Source organism: Winogradskyella sp. R77965 (assembly GCF_044594915.1).
GTDB lineage: Bacteria > Bacteroidota > Bacteroidia > Flavobacteriales > Flavobacteriaceae > Winogradskyella.
This window is the reverse complement of record NZ_CP138990.1, coordinates 2,395,275-2,417,273: the sequence shown is the minus strand read 5'-3', so window position 1 is coordinate 2,417,273 and position 21,999 is coordinate 2,395,275. Positions and strand designations below refer to the sequence as shown.

Genomic DNA, 21,999 nt, shown 5'->3' with positions numbered 1-21,999 from the left:
TATGAATCATTTTAGTATTTATATTATTGAATAACTTCACCCAAACTAAAGACATTCTGTCCATTATCGTACATCATTATTTGGGCAGTGGAATTAGGCATTAGCATTTGATTAAAATCATTCAGATCCCACGGAATAGGATTTTTAAACCATTCTGCAATGTTCATTTGTACTTCAATTTCAGTATTACTGGTTATATCAATCATTCCCAAATCTACAGTAAAGAATGTATCTTGTGGAAAGGTAGGATTCGTTCCAGGATTATCCACAGCTCTTATAGCGTGATAGTTAAAACCCTGTTCTTCTGAGTTTGAATTGATAAATTTTCCGTCAAATTGCATGTAATGGTAACCGCTTCCGAGCATTTCTGGCACATTAAAAGATGCTGAGTTTAAATCAATATAATTTTCGACGTTATCTTCGTTGTCTAATCCAAAGGTGAAGGAAACAGTATAACTACCTGTTGGGATTTGTGTTTGAGGTGTAAAACTCAAATTATTATTGTTAGTCACATCGACCAAATTATAAACATCTAATTCAATAATTTCATTGTTACTAGACGTAAACGTAATATCCGAAATTACGTAACGCAATCTTTCAATACTTAATAAGTCTCCGTTTTCGTTGGTATATTCAAAATTATTAAAATTAGCATTAGTGACTAAAGTTCCATCCCAATTATGAGTAAAATTGAATGTTGTTAAATTCTGAAGACTTAGATTATCGTCAAGATCCTCGCTACAAGACGTTAAGCCCATTGTTGCGAATAAGAATAGGGCTATAATCCTTTTACTCATATGGATTTGATTATTTTTTTTGAATTCGTGAATCTTCGATTTCATTTTTTAATCAACTTTTATAATTAGTAAGTCGGTAAAACCTTTATTTTCTATGATATCACCATCATTACTTGTGCTATCACCAACAGCAATAATGGATGTGTCATTAAGCTCTGTAATACTATAAGCAAAATCTATATTTGAGCCACCAACGGTTTTTTCCCATTGTAAATCCCCATTGGCATCTACTGTTAATACCCATGCATCATTCTGTCCTTTATTTTCTGAAACATCACCATCACTGCTTCGAGAACTGCCAGCTAATAAAAAACCATTGTCTTGAGTTTTTACAATAGAACGCGCTACATCGAAACTTGTACCTCCAATAGTTTTTTCCCAAATTAAATCACCATTAGGTGAAATTTTAATTAACCACAAATCCGCAGCTCCATTGTTATTAGAGACATCATTATTACTACTTCTTGTGTCACCAGCAATTATAAAATTACCATCTCCAGATTTTACAATAGCTCTAGCTTCATCAATTTGATTTCCACCAAACGATTTTTCCCAAACTAAATCGCCAGAAGCAGAAATCTTAATCACCCAAAAATCGTAAGATCCAATATTATTAGAAATATCAGTATCGTCGCTATCGGAACCTCCTGCAATTATGAAATCATTATCTTCAGTTTCAATTATACCTTCAGGAGTATCAGTAAAATTGCCACCAAAGTATCTACTCCATTGTAACTCGCCTATAGTATCTAACTTTAAAACCCAATAATCTCCTCCAGCATGCAGAACTTCAGAATTTCGAGAAAAGTTTCCTAAACCACCAGAGGCTGTAACATCTAATATTCCTGAAATTAAGTATCCTTGATCATTCGTTTGAATAACAGAAATACCAGAATCCGCTCCTTGATATCCAAACGATTTTTGCCAAGATATATTTCCACTAGCATCTAATTTTACTAACCAATAATCTTGCAAACCTGCATTTTCCGAAAGATCACCATCATCACTAAAACTGAATCCTATTATGGCATAACCTCCATCTTCGGTTTGTATAATATCATTTCCTCTTTCATCAGCAGTACCTCCATAAGTTTTTTGCCATTGCAGTTCATCTTCAGCACTAAATTTCATCACCCAATAATCAAAACTTTCATTTTGTTTATTAGTTATGTCGCCATCCATACTTTGTGTGAATCCCAAAATTGCATAACCTCCGTCTGCAGTAGCAACGACAGATTGTGCGCTATCATTTTTGCTGCCTCCAAAAGTTTTTACAAAAGCGTTGTTTCCCTCTGGATTTGAGTTGGAGTCATCGTTATTAGTACAATCAAAAAAAAGTATAAATAACAAAATAGACACTATATATCGTGAAACTTTGAGTAGCATTTTAGTTACTTGCTTTAGCGATAAACATACCACCTTCAATATCACTTATGAGTATATTTCCACTTTCAAAAAACGGATAAATATTCCATGCTCCATTAAATGCGGTATTGTCATTTGGGATATAGGTGTCTATAAAACCTGTTTCTACCATAACACCCGAAGCGATATTAGATATGTCAACTATTCGCATACCTGCCGAATAATTGGCAATGTAAAATGTATTTCCAACGACATAACCATTGTGGTCTATGGCTGCAGTTGGTCCTAGATACTCCATATGAAATAATGGATTATCTAAATCGGTAAAATCAAAAACTAATGTTCTTGAGTTTACACCAAAGTTGATTTCATCGACTTCATCTCCCAATAAAAAATACTCCATGTTTTCCGTAAACCAGCCCTGATGTGTATAACCAATATTACTATAATCAATGGTCGAAATTTGAGCGGGTGCATTTTTATCAGTTACATCTACAATAACAACTTCGTTTTCGTTACTACCAATTAAAATCTCCTTTCCATTATGATCTGTATCTGGACCACTATAAGTGACTACTTGTGCATCGTGTGAATAAGCGTCATCTGCATAACCACCTGCCGCAACCGGATTGGTAGGATCTTGAATATTAACAAAATGAGGTCCTCCGCCAAAGGTATCTGAACCAACTGCGTAAGCAAATCCACTATCTTCGTTTATCACAATATTATGAGCTCTTCCAAATCCATTATAAATGGCATCAGCAGTAAAAGTTTCTGGTGGATTGGCAACATTTCTTAAACGCGTTAAATCAAAAACCTGCATACCATGTCCTGGTGCTTCACTCACAACAAAGGCATGATTGTTATATACTTTTATATCTCTCCACAAACTGTTGACTGTAGCTGTAGGAAGTCGTCCCAAGAAAATAGGATTTACAGGATCAGATAAGTCAACAAAAGCAGAACTTGTTGTCGTGCATACTAAAGCATATTCTTTACCTGTTTCAGGATCTGTCCAGCCCCAAGAATCGTTACCTTCTGCTCCTGTACCACCTAATTCTTCAACAGGAATATGACTCATCAAATCTATGCCATTGCATGGTAAATTTCCAGAAAAACCATTTACGCAAGGGAAAGGGGATTCAATATTATTTGCATCACTTTGATTATTGTCATTGGAGCAATTGGATATTATAAGTACAATAAAACAAAGAAATAATTGGGGTTTTAATTTCATAGTCTTTTTTTAGCAATTTAAGCAAATTTTATTTCAAGAATAAGGGCATAAATAAATAACGCGAATATTCACTTGATATTTGGTAAAAGCATAATATTTTTGCACTATGATAGAAGATAAAAATCCACAGCGTACTCCTCTTAGCGACTTAGGTGAGTTTAAACTTATAGAACACTTAACTGAGCATTTTAAGGTTACTCAAAAATCTACCATAAAAAGTATTGGTGATGATGCGGCTGTTTTAAACTTTGAAAAAAAGCAAGTTGTTGTTTCTACAGATTTGCTTGTAGAAGGTGTACATTTTGATTTAAGCTATGTACCGCTCAAACATTTAGGTTATAAAGCAATAATGGTTAATCTTTCGGATATCTATGCCATGAATGCTACTGCAACTCAGGTTACTGTTTCTATTGCGGTTTCTAATCGTTTTCCTATAGAAGCATTGGAAGAATTATATGCAGGAATCGTAACAGCGGCGAAAATATACAATGTAGATGTTGTAGGTGGAGATACGACATCTTCAACTTCTGGATTAGTTATTTCTGTGACTGCAATTGGTGAAGTAGACAAAGGCAATGAAGTGTTACGCTCTGGCGCAAAACCTAATGATTTATTGGTAGTCACAGGCGATTTAGGTGGTGCTTATATGGGATTACAAGTCTTAGAACGCGAAAAGGAAGTTTTTAAAGTCAACCCGAACAATCAACCAGATTTGTCTATGTACACTTATATTGTTGAGCGTCAATTAAAACCTGAAGCAAGAAAAGATATTGTTGAATTATTAAAAGAACTCAAAGTAAAACCAACTAGTATGATAGATATTAGTGATGGTTTATCTTCTGAAGTTATGCATTTGTGTAAACAGAGTAAAGTTGGTGTAGATGTATATGAAAATAAAATTCCGTTAGATCCTCAGGTAATTTCAACTTGTGAGGAATTTAATATAGATAGTACAACGATAGCCTTAAATGGAGGTGAAGATTACGAGTTATTAATGACAATTTCTCAAGAAGATTTTCCAAAGATAAAAGGAAATCCTAATCTAACAGTTATTGGGTACATGACAGATGAAGATAGAGGCATGCACTTAGTAACAAGAGCAGAGACAAAAATTCCGATTATTGCAAAAGGGTGGAATGCGCTTAAAGATCAAGCATAAAAAGCTTTTGGCTTTTTTCTAGGCGCTTAACGTGAACGCGATTTAAAACAGAATTAATTTCTTTGAATTTTGGTGTTAAGGGAATAAAATTACCATTTCCGTCAATGGTCATTTCAGATTTACAATTTTTGCATTTGTATTCTCTGACATGATACGTCACAATTTTGGAGACTTTATAGTCATGCCCAAATAGCGAACAATAAACGTTTTTCATTTTTAATTAGTCGTCTTAAAGGGTTAAGGGATAGTTAAGACTTAAATATATGAAAAACTGGTGTTGATAAGTTGTTAATAATTAATAAATCGACGAACTGAGTGTTTTTCGCTTTAAACGCATCATTCTGTTATTGTATATGCGCTCTAACGCTGAATTTATTTCTTGATATTTTGGAGTAAGTTCCGTGAGTTTACCATTACTATCTGTAGTTAGCTGCTTTTTACAACATGTGCAGGTGTATTCTTTAACGTGGTTGGTAACTCTTTTGGTTATTTGGTAGTTGTGACCAAAGAAATCGCAATAAAGTTTTGTAGGTGTCATAAGTAGGTCTATTACATTATTTTTTTTAATCTAGATGATAAATTTAGAAAAAAAAGACAAATAAAACGTTAAAGTGAATTATTTTTCGACAAAACGTTTAATTTCGTAAGATAATTCTGATTTATTCTCAATATGACTCATATGACCTTCTGAAAATTCTACATATTTAATATCGGTATTAGCAACTCGGGATTTTATTTTATCGCTATCAACAATCCAGTCCTTTTTTCCAATAATAATTAACTTATTACAATTTAAGTTTCTAAAACTATCGAAATAATTAGGTCTTAGCCTCATACCTTCTGAAGCCGCAATGTAACTCTGAACTGACGTCTGTAGTGCAATTTGTAAAGCGACCATTAGTTCACCTAGAAACTTCTGTCTACTTTCAGCGGCAAAAAGATTCGCAAAGGACATTTCAACTAAAGTTTCAAAATGGCTTTTAGCCATTTCGTTTGCACGAGCTCTGAGATCTTTACGTTCTTCGTCGTCGTCTTCATAAGAAGAATTCATTAAGCATAAACCTTTAAAAAGTTGAGGTTGTTTCTCAGCTAACGCTAGGGCAACATAACCTCCCATAGAATGACCAATAACGTCAGCTTTTTCAATTTCTAGATGACGTAATACAGCAAAAACAGCATCAGCCATAGCTTCCATGGTGTGAATGTAACCAATACAATCCGTCTTGCCATGACCTAATAAATCAATACAAATGACTCGATTCTTTTGAGATAATTGAGGAATTAAATCATCCCACATTTCTATAGATTCGAGAAAACCATGAAGTAAAACAATCGCAGCACCTTTTCCTGAAATCGTATAATTAATAGTTATGTTTTTGTATTCTAAAGTCATATCGCAAAGATATATTTTGAAACCAATACTTGGTTAAATCATCACCAACATTTTAGTATATTTGAAACTATTCAAACAAAATTGTATTTCATATGTTTTTAAAGCGATTCATTGTTTCTGCAATAGTCCTGAGTACTATTTCCTTACATGCTCAAATTGAAGAAAAACAACTCGATAAATTAATCCAAGAAACCTTAACCACTTTTGATGTGCCAGGTATTTCTGTCGGTATTTTAAAAGATGGAAACGTAGTTTATGCAAAAGGTCATGGAGTGCGTTCATTGACAACAAAAAAGGATATGAACGATAACACCTTAGTTGGTGTAGCATCCAATAGTAAAGGCTTTACCTGTTTTGCATTGGCCATGATGGTTGATGCTGGTAAATTGAATTGGGACGATAAAGTTCGTAAGCATATTCCAGAATTTCAGTTACATGATTCGTGGGTCACAGAAAACTTTACGGTTAGAGATTTAGTCACCCACAGAAGTGGAATGGGTTTGGGTGCTGGTGATTTAATGTTCTTTCCAGAAGGCAATGATTTTGATGTGGACGATGTCATTAATAATGTAAGATATTTAGAACCAGAAACATCTTTTAGAAGCAAGTTCGCTTACAATAACAACATGTTTATTATCGCAGGTGAAGTTTTAAAACGCTTGAGTGGTTTGTCTTGGGAAGAGTTTATTGAAACCAAGATTATGAAACCTGTTGGGATGAAAAATAGTAAAGCCTCTTATAATCGTGTTACTGATAAATCTAATATTATAGATGCACATACAAGAGCTGAAGGCAAGGTGATTCAGATTCCGCACGATTGGTGTGAAACTGCAAATGCAGCAGGAGGCATTGTGAGTAATGTGCACGACATGATGACTTGGGCAAAGTTTTTAATGAATGATGCGGTTACTGAAAGTGGAGAGCGTTTGTTAGATGAAAGATTATTTCATGAGCTATGGCAGTTGCAAACTCCACTAACGGTTCGACCTGGTGATTGGTATGATTCCAACTTTAGAGGTTATGGATTAGGTTGGTTTGTCACAGATGTAAAAGGTGGACACAAACAAGTGTATCATACTGGTGGTTTATTAGGAACGGTAACACAGTTTACTATGATTCCAGATTTAGATTTGGCAATTGTAGTCTTGACTAATCAGATGAACGGTTCAGCTTTTAATACCATTACGAATACGATTAAGGATTCTTATTTAGGTTACGAGAACAGAGGTTGGTTGAAAAGATATGGAACACGAAATGCAGATTACCTAAAATATAATGATAGTATAAAAACGGCGGTTTATACTAAAACATCAAAAATCAAAGGTAATCCAACTTTGCCAAAACCAGAACAAATCGTTGGCACATATACAGACGATTGGTTTGGTGATGTTATGATATCTCATGATGGTAAAACCTATAGCATAAAGTGTAAACGTTCGCCAGCCATATTTGGTGAATTATTACCGTATAATGCAACCACTTTTGTAACTAAGTGGAACAATAGAAGTTTTGATGCTGATGTCTTTGTACAATTCACATTTAACGAAAAAGGCGAAGCGGTTTCAGCAACCATGAAATACATTGCTCCAATCACTGATTTCAGTTTTGATTTTCACGATTTAGAACTTAAAAAGACCAACTAAGTGAACATTGAACGTAAAGAACTATTAGTCACAAGTTTTGCTTTGTTCTCGCTTTTTTTTGGAGCAGGCAATTTGTTGTTACCGCCATTGTTAGGTTATAATGCTGGTGAAAACTGGCTGTGGGTAACTCTAGGTTTTATGATTACTGCTGTACTGATTCCCATTATCGGCATCTTAGCACATGCCAAATTACAAGGGACGATGTACGATTTTGGCAAGAAGGTCTCTCCTTGGTTTAGCTCCATCTATTGTATTATTGTTTACATCATTTCAGTAGCAATTCCATCACCGAGAACAGCATCTGCAACACACGAAATTGCCATCCATCCTGCTTTTGGGACAGATCCATTATTAACTAGTGCGATTTACTTTGCATTAGTTTTAGTATTTGTATTGAATCGTTCAAAAATCTTGAATCTTATTGGCAAGTTTTTAACGCCATTCATCGTGATTATGCTTTTGGCAGTCATTGGCATTGGCTTATCGTCTTCCTCATTTTCAACAGGAGAATCAACCTTTGGGTCACCAGTAGTTTCAGGAATTTTAGAAGGCTACCAGACGTTTGACGCGATTGGAGCCGTTGTGGTTGGAGCTGTGATTATTATATCCTTGAATTTTAAAAACATGAAGGTGAGTCAGTTTGAATCTAAACGAAAACTTATTCGACAATCTGGTTTTATTGCGGGTACAGGGCTCTTTGTTATTTATGCCGGACTCATTGCTGTAGGAGCGTATTATGGTTCTCAGATTGAAGTCAACGCAGAACTCAGTACAGATATGCAGCGTGCTAATTTGTTGCGAGGTATAAGCATTGCCGCTTTAGGTAATTTTGGAAACACGGTGTTGAGTATTTTAATTTCTCTGGCTTGTTTTACCACAGCAGTTGGTATTGTGGCTGGTACGGCTGATTATTTTAGAGGTTTGTTCAATAAATCGAATACCGCTTATATACTAACAGCTGTCATTGCTTGTATGGCAGGTATTGGAGTTGGGCAAATGAATTTCCACGATATTATTGTCATTGCTTATCCGGTTTTGTTATTCATTTATCCAATTACCATAATGCTTATTCTTCTGAATGTATTACCAGAACGTATGGCAACACCTGTAGTATTTAGAGCTGTTGTTATTGTGACATTTATATTTAGTATACCAGATGTGATAGGATTTGTTAGTCCTTCTGATGGTTTAAAAAGTATCACTGATTTTATTCCATTAGCCAAACATAGTTTAGGTTGGGTTTTACCAGCTTTATTGGCATTTGTAATCACAACTCTTGTGCAACCAAAAAGTAAGGTAGCATGAAGTACATGGGAAGCAAGGCACGCTTTGCCAAAGATTTATTGCCTATTATTTTAAAAGATAGAAAACCGAATCAACCCTATCTCGAACCTTTTGCTGGTGGAATGAATATGATAGACAAAGTCGATGGTATCCGTATTGCTAACGACCAGCATCAAGAACTCATGGCCATGTGGCAAGCGTTGATTTATGAGAATTGGAATCCACCAGAGTTAGTAAGCGAAGAGGATTATAAGCACATTAAATATAACCAAGACCAATACCCAAAACACTTGGTAGGTTATGTGGGTTTTAATTCTTTTGGTGGCAAATGGTTTGCAGGTTACCGACGCGATAAAGAAGGTAAGCGCGATTATTGGGGAGAGCATTATAGAAACATCACCAAACAAGTGCCAAAACTAGAAGGCATGCTATTGTCTTGTAAATCGTATCTCGATATAGACATTCCAAAACACAGTATCATCTATTGCGATCCGCCTTATGCATCAACCACTAAATACAGAGATGGTTTTGATCATGAGGAATTTTGGAAATGGTGCAGAGAGCAAAGTAAAGCGGGTCACCAAGTATTTATAAGTGAATATAATGCACCAGAAGACTTTACCTGCATTTGGGAAAAAGATGCTAAAACCACCTTTTCTTGGCATGCAAAAAACATATCGACTAAATCTAGTGTAGAGCGTTTATTCGTTTTTTGATTCCTATACTTGTTTATACTTACAATCTTCCGAATGATTTGTTATATAATTAACAATTTGTGAAAAAATAGACTATTTCTTGAATTTTTTATGAACGCTTTAGATTAGAAAATAAATTTGTTGTCTAAATAAAGTCTGGTTATGAAAGTTTATAAGTTTGGAGGCACATCAGTAGGTTCAGTAATAAATATGAACCATGTAAAAGATATTAGTGTCGATGGTCATAAAAAAGTAGTGGTATTATCTGCAATGTCTGGCACTACAAATGCTTTAGTTGAGATTTCTGAAACTATAAGACAAGGAGAGCATGATACTGCGATAGCCCATATTAATGCACTTAATGAAGCATATAATAGTAGAGTTTCTGATTTATTGTCTAATAATGACTTAAGAAATGAGGTCAGCAACTATGTGAATGACATATTCAAAGATCTACTTAGTAACGCTAATCAAAATCATTCAGAGCTTTTACATAATAAAATAGTAGCCAATGGGGAGTTATTATCTACATATATGTTTAGTGCTTTTTTAAAACAAGAAGGAGTTAATGCGGCACTTTTACCAGCATTAGATTTTATGAGAATTGACGTCACTAACGAACCCGATAATTTTTATATAAAGAAAAATATAGAACGCTTAATGGCGTCAACACCAGAAGCTGATATCTATATTACTCAAGGATTTATTTGTTTAGATGCTATAGGTCAAGTAACAAATCTTCAGCGAGGCGGATCCGATTATACGGCAACTATTATTGGTGCTGCTATTGACGCAGATGAAGTCCAAATCTGGACTGACATTGATGGTTTTCATAACAACGACCCAAGATTTGTAAATGATACCAGAGCCTTATCTCATTTATCATATGATGAAGCTGCGGAGTTGGCTTACTTTGGTGCTAAGATTTTACATCCTCAAACGGTAATGCCAGTGCGCCAACTCGATATACCATTACGTTTAAAAAATACAATGCAACCAGAAGCGCATGGTACATTAATTACCAATAAAACAAACGGAGAAGGTATTAAGGCGATTGCTGCAAAGGATGGCATTACAGCCATAAAAATAAAGTCAGTAAGAATGTTGTTGGCTCATGGCTTTTTAAAGAAGGTATTTGAAGTTTTTGAACGTTATGAAACGTCTATAGATATGATTACTACCTCCGAAATAGCGGTATCATTAACTATAGATAATACAACACATCTAGAGACTATAATTAACGAATTAGAACAATTTGCAACCGTTGAGGTCGATGACTTTATGAGTATTATTTGTTTAGTAGGCAACCAAATTATTTACCACCCAGACACACCACAATTATTTCAGGTACTACAAGATGTTAATGTACGTATGATTGCTTATGGTGGCAGTAATAATAATATCTCATTGTTAGTGAACACAAGTGATAAACTCGAGAGTTTACAGAAATTACAGCGTTATGTGTTTGAGGGAACAGCTGAAGTTGCACTATAATTTATAACTTTTTCCGGGCATGTTGAGAATTTATCGACTAAGGTTGCTTTGGAGCGGTTTTTTGTATATTAATTACAAGCTGTAGCATAATTTGCTGAGGCATCTTTATTCCAGTCATCTGGAATATTTTGAAGTTGACTATCACTAACTTGTATACAATTAATATTATTTACTGTGCAATCTAAAGTCGACAAATTTGTATTATAGCTTAAGTCTAAATTTGTAAGCCCATTATTAGATATTTCTAAAATGGATAGATTACTAATAGTGCCAAGATTTAAATCTGAAACGCTACTATTCTTACATTCTAGCCAAACCAATTCAGGGTTAGCACTAACATCTAAACTAGTTAATTGCATATTATCATTAAAATATAGAAATTCTAGAGCATCGTGATTACTGATATCCAAAACAGATATTTGTGTATTATCACCATAAATATAAGTGAGCAAGGTATTATTACTAAGATCTATGTTACTAATTGGATTACTCCAAAAACTAATGTTTTTTAATTCAGTATTATTAGTAACATCTATCGTACTAATTTGGTTGCTTCCAAAAGCCAAACCCTCTAAAGCTGTATTATTGCTCACATCTAAAGTTGATAATTGATTACCGCCTAAACCAAGACTTTCTAAAGCTAAATTATTACTCACATCAATACTTGTTAGTTGACAACCCAAACATGACAGATGTTCTAACTCCAAATTATTACTCACATTAAGATCAGATATCTGAGTATCCCAAAAGGATAATTTTTTAAGCTTTGTATTAGTACTAACATCAATAGAAGAAAGATTTATAAAGCGAGCATCTAGCACTTCCAAATCTAAATTATTAGACACATCAATAACAGATAAATTATTACTATAACACCATAATATTTTTAATAAGGTATTATTACTGACATCCAAATTTGATAACTGCAAATTGTCATACGTATATAATTCTAAGAGGTTTATATTATTGCTAACATCCAAGCTCGTTAAATTATTACCATGGCACCTTAGAATTTCAAGTTCAGTATTTTGACTTACATTTAAACTCAATAGTGATTGTAATCTACTGTAACTACAATCGAGCTCTTTTAAATTTAAATTACTGCTCAAATCTAAGCTGGTAAGACTTTGCCCTCCACAATTGAGGATTTCTAAACTTGTAAAGAATTCGATACCAGTTAAATCCATAATGTCATTACTGGTGTCGTTAAAATCAAAATCAGAAACATCTAATTCTAAAACATTGGCTACGTTTGAGATAACGATGCTACCATCTAAGACATCATCATAACCCATATCTATTAAGGCTTGCTCAAAATTTGGGTCTGGGATATTACCAACGGCTGGTCCTTGATTACCATTATCATCAGTTCCGCAGCTAATAAAAAGAGAACAGTACCCAAATAAAAATAGCGTCAAACAAATTATTTTCTTCATAGAAGTCTAAGTTATAGTCTTAAAAATAAAATAATATTTTTTGATACGTATTGTATGTTGAATACCGCATACAATACCTATAGTTTTGGTAAATGGTAAATGAAATCGTACTTAATAGTTTGAGTAAAGATTTTGCTTAATCCCTCAATTCATCAAATCCTCAATCTCGTCAACCTCAATAGGAATATTTCGCATCAAATTAAAAGGCTCTCCGTTTTCCTGTATCACCACATCATCCTCTAAACGAATACCAAAACCTTCATCAGGTATATAAATTCCAGGCTCTACAGTAAATACCATATTGGCTTGCATGGGTTCATGTAGTAAACCATAATCATGTGTGTCTAATCCCATATGGTGAGAGGTGCCATGCATAAAGTATTTTTTATAGGCTGGCCAATCTGGGTTTTCGTTTTGTACATCAGCTTTGTCAATAAGACCAAGACCTAATAATTCAGAGGTCATGAGTTTACCAACTTCAACATGGTATTGTTCCCAAAGGGTTCCTGGAACTAGCATTTTAGTGGCTTCATTTTTAACACGGTTTACAGCATTATAAACCGCTTTTTGTCTGTCGTTATAGCGACCAGAAACTGGAATTGTGCGTGTCATATCGCTAGCGTAATTTGCATATTCTGCACCTGCATCTATTAAAATTAAATCACCTGCTTTACATTGTTGGTTGTTCTCTATATAGTGCAATACATTGGCATTGTTTCCTGAGCCTACAATTGGAGTATAGGCGAAGCCTTTAGAACGGTTATTGAGAAACTCGTGCATAAATTCGGCTTCGATATTATATTCCCAAACGCCTGGCTTTACAAAATTAAGCACGCGTCTAAAGCCTTTCTCAGTGATGTCACAAGCGCGTTGGATGAGGTCTAATTCGATCTGATCTTTTACAGAACGCAGACGTTGCAAAATTGGATTGCTCTTAGCTACGCTATGTGCAGGATATTTATCTTTTAACCATTTAGTAAAACGATCTTCACGTGTTTCGGTCTCTACATTAGCTCTATAATGTTCATTGGTATTGATATAAACCGTGTCGCATTGCGTCATGATTTCAAACATGATTTTTTCTAGGTCTTGCAACCAATACACCGTTTTTATTCCACTGGTTTTTAAAGCGGCTTCTTTAGTTAGTTTTTCACCTTCCCAAATGGCGATATGCTCATTAGTTTCTTTTAAGAATAAAATTTCACGATGCTTTTCCTTTGGACAATCCGGGAACATAACCAAAATACTTTCCTCTTGATCTACACCACTTAAATAAAAGATATCGCGATGCTGTTGAAACGGCATAGTACTATCTGCACTAATCGGATAAATATCGTTAGAGTTAAACACAGCCAAACTGTTTGGCTTCATTTGAGCTGTAAAGTTTTTTCGGTTTTTTATAAAGAGGTTGCGGTCTATTAGGTCGTATTTCATAAGTAATATTTATAAGTTATTGTGTCACGTCGAGCGCAGTCGAGATGTCTTTGAATAAAAACTTTAAATAGTTCTCGACTGCGCTCGAACAGACAAATGATGTCTACAACCCAAAAATACCAATTTGATAGGCATAAAAAAAGGCAACCTTATTAAAGATTGCCTTTTTTGTATTTTTAAGTGAAAGTTATTTAGCCATCGCTTTTTTCACCATGCCAATGATAGCCATAAGGATACCACCACCAACACCACCTCCGGCAACACTGCCTAAGATACTGCTAAGATCCATGCCAGTAGATGCTTCAGCTGCTGCTGCTCCACCTAGTCCTAACATGCCTAGAACTTGACCGCCTAGTCCGCCGCCAAGAATACCTGTTACTGAATTCCATAATGTTCCTAAGGATGATCCTTTCATGAGTTTGCCTGCAAGATTTCCGCCGACAGCTCCACTAACGATTTGAATAATGTAAGGTAAATACTCTTCCATTTTAATATGATTTTATTAGTTAATTGCGCTCAATGTAATGAATTTATTTAAAAAATTGTTAAAAAATAAAGAATATCATGTTTTAAAGATGTTAATATTGTCAATTTTATAATTAATAAGATTTTAAACTTTAATGTACTTTCTTGATGATTATGCGATAATTGATTAATTTCATGCCACTTAAAACCAACCAAAATGTCGTATTCAAAAATTCTTTCGTTTGTACTTTTTGTAAGTTCACAATTTGCTATTGCCCAACAACCTGCAACTTCTGCTGAAATCATTAAAAATGCTTTAGAGGAGAAACGTACAATGACCCAATCATCGTTGGTTAAAAATGTACCCTTTGAAAATATTGGACCAACCATTATGAGTGGTCGTGTGGTTGATGTGGATGTGAATCCAGAAATGCCATCAGAATTTTATGTAGGTTATGCTTCAGGTGGTGTTTGGCACACTACAAATAATGGAACAACATTTACTCCGATTTTAGATAGTTCAGATACGCAGAATGTTGGTGATATTGCAGTGCACTGGCCAACTAGAACAATTTATGTTGGAACTGGCGAAAACAATGCATCACGATCATCTTATGCTGGTATCGGAATTTTAAAGTCTACAGATAACGGAAAGACCTGGGCGAATGTTGGGCTTATGGATGCACACCATTTTGCGCCTATTTTAATTCATCCAGACAATGCTGATGTTGTTACGGTTGGTGTCACAGGACATTTATACTCTCCAAATGAGGAACGCGGAATTTACAAAACGACAGATGGTGGTAAAACATGGAAGCAAACCTTGTTTGTAGATAATATGAGTGGTATTATTGATTTGCAGCACAGTCCGAATAATTATAATGTGATGTATGCAACCTCTTGGACAAAAGATCGTAAAGCATGGAATTTTTCAGGAAATGGAAGCAATTCAGGTATTTATAAGAGTACAGATGCTGGAGACACTTGGACTAAGGTTTCAACTTCTAAAAGTGGTTTCCCAACGGGTGAAGGAGTTGGTAGAATAGGCGTTGCTGTTTTTAATGATAATATAGTCTATGCAATTCATGACAGCCAATATAGAAGACCAGATGATAAGAAAAAAGATGGGAAAGAGGGCTTAACGAAAGAGGATTTTAAAACCATGTCAAACTCAGATTTTTTAGCCTTAGATGATAAAAAATTGAATGGATTTTTAAAGACCAACGGTTTTCAAGAAAAATATAGGGCTGAGAATGTGAAGCAAATGGTACGCTCAGGTAATGTAAAGCCTATTGATTTGGCAAAGTATTTAGAAGATGCTAATTCTATGTTGTTTGATACTCCAGTTATTGGTGCTGAGGTTTATAAAAGTACGGATGGAGGAAAAACATGGAAGAAAACACACGAGGGTTATTTAGATGGTATTTATTTTAGTTATGGCTATTATTTTGGGCACATACATGTGCCTCCAGCAAATGAAAATGACATTTATATTTATGGAGTACCAATTTTAAAATCAAAGGATAATGGAAAGACTTTTGAATCTATAAGTGCAGAAAATGTACATGCAGATCATCATGCGCTTTGGATAAATCCTAAAAATCCAAATCATTTAGTTAATGGAAATGATGGTGGAGTTAATATTACGTATGACGATGGTGAAAACTGGATTAAAAACAACTCACCTTCAGTTGGTCAATTTTATGCTATTAATGTAGATAATGAAAAACCATACAATGTGTATGGTGGTTTACAGGATAATGGTGTTTGGAAAGGAGCACATAATGCTAGAGAAAACAAAAGTTGGCAGCAACGCGGACAGTACCCATGGAAAGGCATTATGGGAGGTGATGGTATGCAAATTCAGATAGATAGTCGTAATTCTAATATTGTGTATACAGGTTACCAGTTTGGAAATTACTTTAGGCTCAACTTAGAAAAAGATGAGCAAAAATATATTCAGCCTAAACATACCTTAGGTGAAAACCCATACCGTTTTAACTGGCAAACACCAATTTTATTATCTCCTCACAATCAAGATATTTTTTATTTAGGTGGGAATAAATTAATGCGTTCTATGAATCAAGGAGATGATTGGGAAGCGATTAGTGGCGATTTAACAAATGGAGGTAAAAAAGGAAATGTAGCTTATGGTACATTAACGTCAATTAGTGAAAGTCCATATCAGTTTGGATTAATTTACACAGGAAGCGATGATGGTTTAATACATGTGACTAAAAATGCAGGAGGCAGTTGGACTAATATTACAGGAAATTTACCTAAAGATTTATGGGTAAGTCGTGTCATTGCTTCACAACATAAAAAAGAAAGGGTTTATGTAACCTTGAATGGTTATCGTTGGGATGATTTTAAAGTCTATGCGTATGTGAGTGATAATTATGGACAAACATGGAAGGCAATTGGAGGGACTATTCCTGCATCGCCCGTAAATGTGATAAAAGAAGATTCTGAAAATGAAAATCTGCTGTATTTGGGCACAGATAATGGAGCCTATGTATCTTTTGATATGGGAAATTCTTGGGAAGTGTTTTCAAATGGAGTCCCAAATGTGGCAGTTCACGATATTGCTGTTCAGCCTGAAGCGAAGCATTTATTATTAGGTACACATGGTCGAAGCATTTACAAAGCAGACATATCCGCTTTACAGAAAATGAATTCAGATTTAAAATCAAAATCTATTACGTTTTTCGATTTAAGTTCTGTACGTCATTCGAGTCGTTGGGGAAATTCATTTAGTCAATGGAGAGATGCTTTTGAACCAGAAAAATCGATTCAATTTTACAGCAATTCTTCAGGTAAAAAAGTGATTAAGATCTTATCAGAAAAAGGATCTGAATTGAATAGGATGTCTGTTGATGTTGATAAAGGGTTCAATTATGTGGATTACAATTTAGAGTTGACTGATAAAGGAAAAAAAGCCTTAATGAAGGAAGACAGTAAATTAGATTTTAGAGAAACTGGGAATAAAAAGAATTACCTACCCAAAGGAGTTTATACTATTAAAATTGATGAAACTACAACAACGCTTGAGGTTAAATAATAGCATTTACTTAAAACCATTCTAAATAATTAATTATAGTACAGTGCAGTTGGCAAAACGCCAATTGCACTGTATCTTTGTAAGATTAACTATAAGTTTAATTCAACAATGAGCGGAATTCTAAATTCGTCGATTGGAAGAAAGTTTGCCATGGCACTTTCGGCACTCTTCCTAATGTTTTTCATATTACAACACTTTGCAATCAATATTCTTTCTGTATTTAGTCCAGATACTTTTAACGAAGTGTCTCACTTTATGGGAACAAATCCGTTGGTACAATTTGCATTACAGCCTGTTTTAATTTTTGGTGTGATTTTCCATTTTGCAATGGGATTCGTTTTAGAAATAAAAAACAATAAGGCAAGAAAAGTAAGCTATGCAAAGAATAGTCCCTCAGGGAATTCTACTTGGATGAGTAGAAATATGATTTGGAGTGGAGGATTTATCCTTGTATTCTTAATCATTCACTTTATTGATTTTTGGATTCCAGAAATAAACACCAAATATATAGTAGGTGATATGAGTGGAATGCATAACGGTGAATTTAGATATTATGAGGAATTAGTCCACAAATTTGTTCCTATTTGGAGAGTAGCATTATACTGCATCGGTTTTGTATTCTTAGCGTTACATTTATTACATGGATTTGACTCTGCTTTTCAATCTGTGGGAGCTAATAATAAGTATACCAAAGGCATTAAGGGATTAGGAAAAGCATATTCAATATTAATTCCACTTGGATTTATTTTCATTGCACTATTTCACCATTTTAACCACTAAAAAACAGCTTGTATGGCTTTAGATTCTAAAATACCAAAAGGACCACTTGCAGATAAGTGGACAAATCATAAAAATGAAATTAACCTTGTTAATCCAGCCAACAAGCGTCTTATTGATGTGATTGTAGTAGGAACAGGATTAGCAGGAGGCTCAGCAGCTGCAACACTAGCGGAATTAGGCTATAATGTAAAAGCATTTTGCTTTCAGGATTCACCAAGACGTGCACACTCAATTGCAGCGCAAGGAGGAATTAATGCAGCAAAAAATTACCAAGGTGATGGTGATTCTACATACCGTTTATTTTATGATACTGTAAAAGGTGGTGATTACCGTTCGCGTGAGGCTAACGTTCATCGTTTGGCAGAGGTATCTACTAATATCATCGATCAATGTGTAGCTCAAGGAGTTCCTTTTGCACGTGATTATGGTGGACTATTAGATAACCGATCTTTTGGTGGTGTATTAGTATCGCGTACGTTTTATGCCAAAGGACAAACGGGTCAGCAACTTTTATTAGGAGCCTACTCGGCAATGAATCGCCAAATAGGTCGTGGAAAGATAAAAATGTTTACGCGCCACGAAATGCTAGATGTTGTGATTGTAGATGGTAAAGCAAGAGGTATAATTGCTCGTAATTTAGTGACAGGTGAAATTGAAAGACATTCGGCTCATGCTGTAGTTTTAGGAACAGGTGGTTACGGAAACGCATTTTATCTTTCTACTTATGCAATGGGATCTAATGTAACAGCGGTTTGGAAAGCACACAAACGAGGTGCTTACTTTGCAAATCCATGCTATACACAAATTCACCCAACATGTATTCCGGTATCTGGAGATCATCAATCAAAATTAACATTGATGTCTGAGTCGTTGAGAAATGATGGACGTATTTGGGTGCCAAAACACAAAAAAGACGTAGAAGCGATTCGTGATGGAAGTTTAAAACCGACACAATTAGCTGAAGAAGATAGAGATTATTACTTAGAGCGACGTTATCCTGCATTCGGAAACTTAGTGCCAAGAGATGTAGCTTCAAGAGCTGCTAAAGAACGTTGTGATGAAGGCTACGGAGTCAATAAAACTGGTGAAGCCGTTTATTTAGATTTTGCTTCAGCGTTTATGCGTTATGGAAAAGAGCAAGCACACGTAAAAGGACTAGATGAAAATGATGAGGCTTTAGTTAAAAAACTAGGTCAAGAAATAGTAAGGAATAAATATGGAAACTTATTTCAGATGTATGAGAAAATCGTAGATCAGAATCCATATGAAACGCCTATGATGATTTATCCAGCAGTGCATTACACAATGGGAGGTGTTTGGGTAGATTATAATTTAATGACAACGGTTCCTGGTTTATACTGTATAGGTGAAGCTAATTTCTCAGATCATGGAGCAAATAGACTTGGAGCTTCGGCATTGATGCAAGGCTTGGCTGATGGATATTTTGTTTTACCATACACTATAGGTGATTATTTAGCCGATGATATTAGAACTGGACCAATCTCAACAGAGACGAAAGAATTTGACGAAGCTGAAAAAAGCGCAACCGATATTATCAATAAATTAGTCAATAATGACGGAACACATTCTGTTGATTATTTCCATAAAAAGCTAGGAAAAATTATGTGGAATAAATGCGGAATGGCTAGAAACGAAAAAGATCTAAAGGAAGCAATTGAAGAAATTGCGGAATTGAGAGCGGAGTTCTGGAAAGATGTGAAGATTCCTGGAAAAGCTGATGCATACAATGAAGAATTAGCTAAAGCTGGTCGTGTTGCTGATTTTCTAGAATTAGGAGAATTATTCGCTAAAGACGCCTTGGTTAGAGAAGAATCTGCAGGAGGGCATTTTAGAGAGGAGTATCAAACTGCTGAAGGAGAAGCGATGCGTCGTAAAGAATTTCAGTTTGTTTCTGCTTGGGAATATAAAGGAGAACCAAAAGATGCTGTACTTCATAAAGAAGATTTAGTATACGAAAATATTGAAGTGAAAGAGAGAAGTTACAAATAAAAAAAAGCTATGAATTTAACGTTAAAAATATGGCGTCAAAAAGACGCTAATGATAAAGGAAAGATTGTAGATTATCCTATGAGCGATGTATCTCCAGATATGTCATTTCTAGAGATGCTTGATGTTTTAAATCAAGAGCTTATCGATAAAAATGAAGAGCCAATTGCTTTTGATCATGACTGTAGAGAAGGTATTTGCGGAATGTGCTCAATGTATGTAAATGGTAGAGCTCACGGACCAGATTCTATGGTTACAGTGTGTCAATTGCATATGAGAAGCTTTAATGATGGTGATACTATTTTTATAGAACCTTGGAGAGCTACAGCGTTTCCAGTTATTAAAGATTTAATTGTAGATAGAAGTGCCTTTGATCGTATACAACATGCAGGAGGATTTATTTCTGTAAATACATCTGGTAATACTCAAGACGCAAATGCGATTCCGATTGAAAAGCATAATGCGGATATGGCCTTTGATGCTGCCACTTGTATTGGTTGTGGCGCTTGTGTAGCAAGTTGTAAAAATTCTTCAGCAATGTTATTCGTATCAGCTAAAGTATCCCAATTTGCACTTTTACCTCAAGGACAAGTTGAAGCAACAGATCGTGTATTAAACATGGTTAAGCAAATGGATGAAGAAGGCTTTGGTAACTGTACTAATACAGGAGCTTGCGAAGTTGAATGTCCTAAAGGCATTTCCTTAGAAAATATTGCACGTATGAACCGCGAGTATTTAGCCGCCAGTTTTAAAGGATAATACATCTTAACATATATTTATTAAAATCCTAAGTATTTACTTAGGATTTTTTCTTTAATTTGAATTAAACCCTAAAACTCTAAAATGAAAAACAGAATAATTTACCTAGTATGTCTTTTATTTTTTGCGATGCTCAGTTTCGCACAGAATGAAACCCAAAAACTTAACGAGGACAAACTCTTAGAGCATATAGAAATCCTCAGTTCAGATAAATTCGAAGGTCGTAGAACTGGAGAAAAAGGCAATGATTCTGCTAGAGCTTATATCATTGAGCAATTTAGAAATCTTAATGTTGACGGTCTTGACGGAGAATACGAACAACCATTTTCTTTTAAAAGTATAAAGAAAGCATACAATGCTACAAATATTTTGGCTGAGATTAAAGGAACTGAATCACCAGATAAATATATTGTTATCAGCGCACATTATGACCACCTTGGGATTTCTGGAGGTAAAATATACAATGGTGCTGATGATGACGCATCTGGTGTTGCTGCACTTATAGTTTTTGCTGAATATTTTAAAAATAACCCACCTAAGCATTCAGTGATATTAGCTGCTTTTGATGCCGAGGAATTGGGACTCAAGGGAGCTAAATATTTCGTTGACACTTTTGATACTAGTAAAATTTTGGTGAATCTAAATATGGATATGATAAGTCGTAGTGCAAAGGATGAGTTATATGCGGTTGGTGCACGTTATACAGAATGGCTTACCTCAATTCTTGATGGATTTAAAAATCCAACTAAAACAAAGCTTTTACAAGGACACGACGGTACCGACAACAAGGACGATTGGACTATGGCGTCGGATCATGGACCATTTCATTCAGCTAAGATTCCATTTCTCTACTTTGGTAATGAAGATCATGCTGCCTACCACAAACCGACAGATGACTTTGAGGATATTTCACCAGAGTTCTATAAAAACGCAGTCGAAATTATTTTATCTGTTTTTGAAGCTATTGATGCTTCAGGACTTTAGTTAAAG

The 21,999-nt window shown here is 34.9% G+C and carries 18 protein-coding genes; 10 read left to right on the top strand and 8 right to left on the bottom strand.

Annotation, left to right across the window (positions count from 1 at the left end):
- Positions 1–23: 23 nt before the first annotated feature.
- The 3 genes from SJY34_RS10730 to SJY34_RS10720 are packed head-to-tail and all read right to left on the bottom strand — an operon-like array spanning position 24 to position 3,399.
- Positions 24–797, bottom strand: a complete 774-nt coding sequence (locus SJY34_RS10730; RefSeq protein WP_400075511.1) for an MbnP family protein — start codon at positions 795–797, stop codon at positions 24–26.
- A gap of 48 nt (positions 798–845) precedes the next feature.
- Positions 846–2,183: a hypothetical protein gene (locus tag SJY34_RS10725; RefSeq protein WP_400075509.1), complete on the bottom strand. Its 1,338-nt coding sequence runs from the start codon at positions 2,181–2,183 to the stop codon at positions 846–848.
- Position 2,184: 1 nt separating this feature from the next.
- Positions 2,185–3,399 carry a choice-of-anchor B family protein gene (locus tag SJY34_RS10720; RefSeq protein ID WP_400075507.1) on the bottom strand — a complete coding sequence of 405 codons (1,215 nt, stop codon included), beginning with the start codon at positions 3,397–3,399 and terminating at the stop codon, positions 2,185–2,187.
- 106 nt (positions 3,400–3,505) lie between these two features.
- On the opposite strand from SJY34_RS10720, the gene thiL reads away from it, so the two are divergent.
- Positions 3,506–4,558, top strand: coding sequence for a thiamine-phosphate kinase (gene thiL / locus SJY34_RS10715; protein WP_400075505.1), 1,053 nt, complete (start codon positions 3,506–3,508; stop codon positions 4,556–4,558).
- A 295-nt stretch (positions 4,559–4,853) separates the two neighbouring features.
- Here thiL and SJY34_RS10710 read toward each other — a convergent pair whose 3' ends face one another.
- Both SJY34_RS10710 and SJY34_RS10705 read right to left on the bottom strand, forming a co-directional pair.
- Positions 4,854–5,096, bottom strand: a complete 243-nt coding sequence (locus SJY34_RS10710) for a hypothetical protein (protein ID WP_400075504.1) — start codon at positions 5,094–5,096, stop codon at positions 4,854–4,856.
- Between the two features lie 78 nt (positions 5,097–5,174).
- Entirely contained in the window at positions 5,175–5,951 is a 777-nt protein-coding gene (locus SJY34_RS10705; protein ID WP_400075502.1) for an alpha/beta fold hydrolase, read from the bottom strand.
- 92 nt (positions 5,952–6,043) lie between these two features.
- On the opposite strand from SJY34_RS10705, the gene SJY34_RS10700 reads away from it, so the two are divergent.
- From SJY34_RS10700 to SJY34_RS10685, 4 genes are all read left to right on the top strand, one after another.
- A complete protein-coding gene (locus SJY34_RS10700; protein WP_400075500.1) occupies positions 6,044–7,594 on the top strand; it encodes a serine hydrolase in 1,551 nt (516 codons plus the stop codon).
- Positions 7,595–8,899, top strand: coding sequence for a branched-chain amino acid transport system II carrier protein (gene brnQ / locus SJY34_RS10695; RefSeq protein WP_400075499.1), 1,305 nt, complete (start codon positions 7,595–7,597; stop codon positions 8,897–8,899). It abuts the gene before it with no gap.
- Positions 8,896–9,594, top strand: a complete 699-nt coding sequence (locus SJY34_RS10690; protein WP_400075497.1) for a DNA adenine methylase — start codon at positions 8,896–8,898, stop codon at positions 9,592–9,594. Before brnQ ends, SJY34_RS10690 begins: the two co-directional genes overlap by 4 nt.
- Positions 9,595–9,735: 141 nt before the next feature.
- Positions 9,736–11,067 (top strand): aspartate kinase, encoded by a 1,332-nt coding sequence (locus tag SJY34_RS10685; RefSeq protein WP_400075495.1) that lies wholly within the window; start codon positions 9,736–9,738, stop codon positions 11,065–11,067.
- Between the two features lie 68 nt (positions 11,068–11,135).
- Here SJY34_RS10685 and SJY34_RS10680 read toward each other — a convergent pair whose 3' ends face one another.
- The 3 genes from SJY34_RS10680 to SJY34_RS10670 form a co-directional block, all read right to left on the bottom strand.
- Positions 11,136–12,503, bottom strand: a complete 1,368-nt coding sequence (locus SJY34_RS10680) for a hypothetical protein (RefSeq protein WP_400075493.1) — start codon at positions 12,501–12,503, stop codon at positions 11,136–11,138.
- Positions 12,504–12,647: 144 nt separating this feature from the next.
- Entirely contained in the window at positions 12,648–13,937 is a 1,290-nt protein-coding gene (locus tag SJY34_RS10675) for an aminopeptidase P family protein (RefSeq protein WP_400075491.1), read from the bottom strand.
- Positions 13,938–14,124: 187 nt separating this feature from the next.
- Positions 14,125–14,352: a hypothetical protein gene (locus tag SJY34_RS10670; protein WP_400075489.1), complete on the bottom strand. Its 228-nt coding sequence runs from the start codon at positions 14,350–14,352 to the stop codon at positions 14,125–14,127.
- A 267-nt stretch (positions 14,353–14,619) separates the two neighbouring features.
- On the opposite strand from SJY34_RS10670, the gene SJY34_RS10665 reads away from it, so the two are divergent.
- From SJY34_RS10665 to SJY34_RS10645, 5 genes are all read left to right on the top strand, one after another.
- Positions 14,620–17,463 (top strand): VPS10 domain-containing protein, encoded by a 2,844-nt coding sequence (locus tag SJY34_RS10665; protein ID WP_400075487.1) that lies wholly within the window; start codon positions 14,620–14,622, stop codon positions 17,461–17,463.
- 108 nt (positions 17,464–17,571) lie between these two features.
- On the top strand, positions 17,572–18,243 hold the full coding sequence (locus tag SJY34_RS10660; RefSeq protein ID WP_400075485.1) for a succinate dehydrogenase cytochrome b subunit: 672 nt from the start codon (positions 17,572–17,574) through the stop codon (positions 18,241–18,243).
- A 12-nt stretch (positions 18,244–18,255) separates the two neighbouring features.
- Entirely contained in the window at positions 18,256–20,253 is a 1,998-nt protein-coding gene (locus tag SJY34_RS10655) for a fumarate reductase/succinate dehydrogenase flavoprotein subunit (RefSeq protein ID WP_400075484.1), read from the top strand.
- A 9-nt stretch (positions 20,254–20,262) separates the two neighbouring features.
- Complete coding sequence (locus tag SJY34_RS10650; RefSeq protein WP_400075482.1) at positions 20,263–21,009, top strand: succinate dehydrogenase/fumarate reductase iron-sulfur subunit; 747 nt, start codon at positions 20,263–20,265, stop codon at positions 21,007–21,009.
- An 84-nt stretch (positions 21,010–21,093) separates the two neighbouring features.
- Entirely contained in the window at positions 21,094–21,993 is a 900-nt protein-coding gene (locus SJY34_RS10645) for a M28 family peptidase (protein WP_400075480.1), read from the top strand.
- Positions 21,994–21,999: the final 6 nt, after the last annotated feature.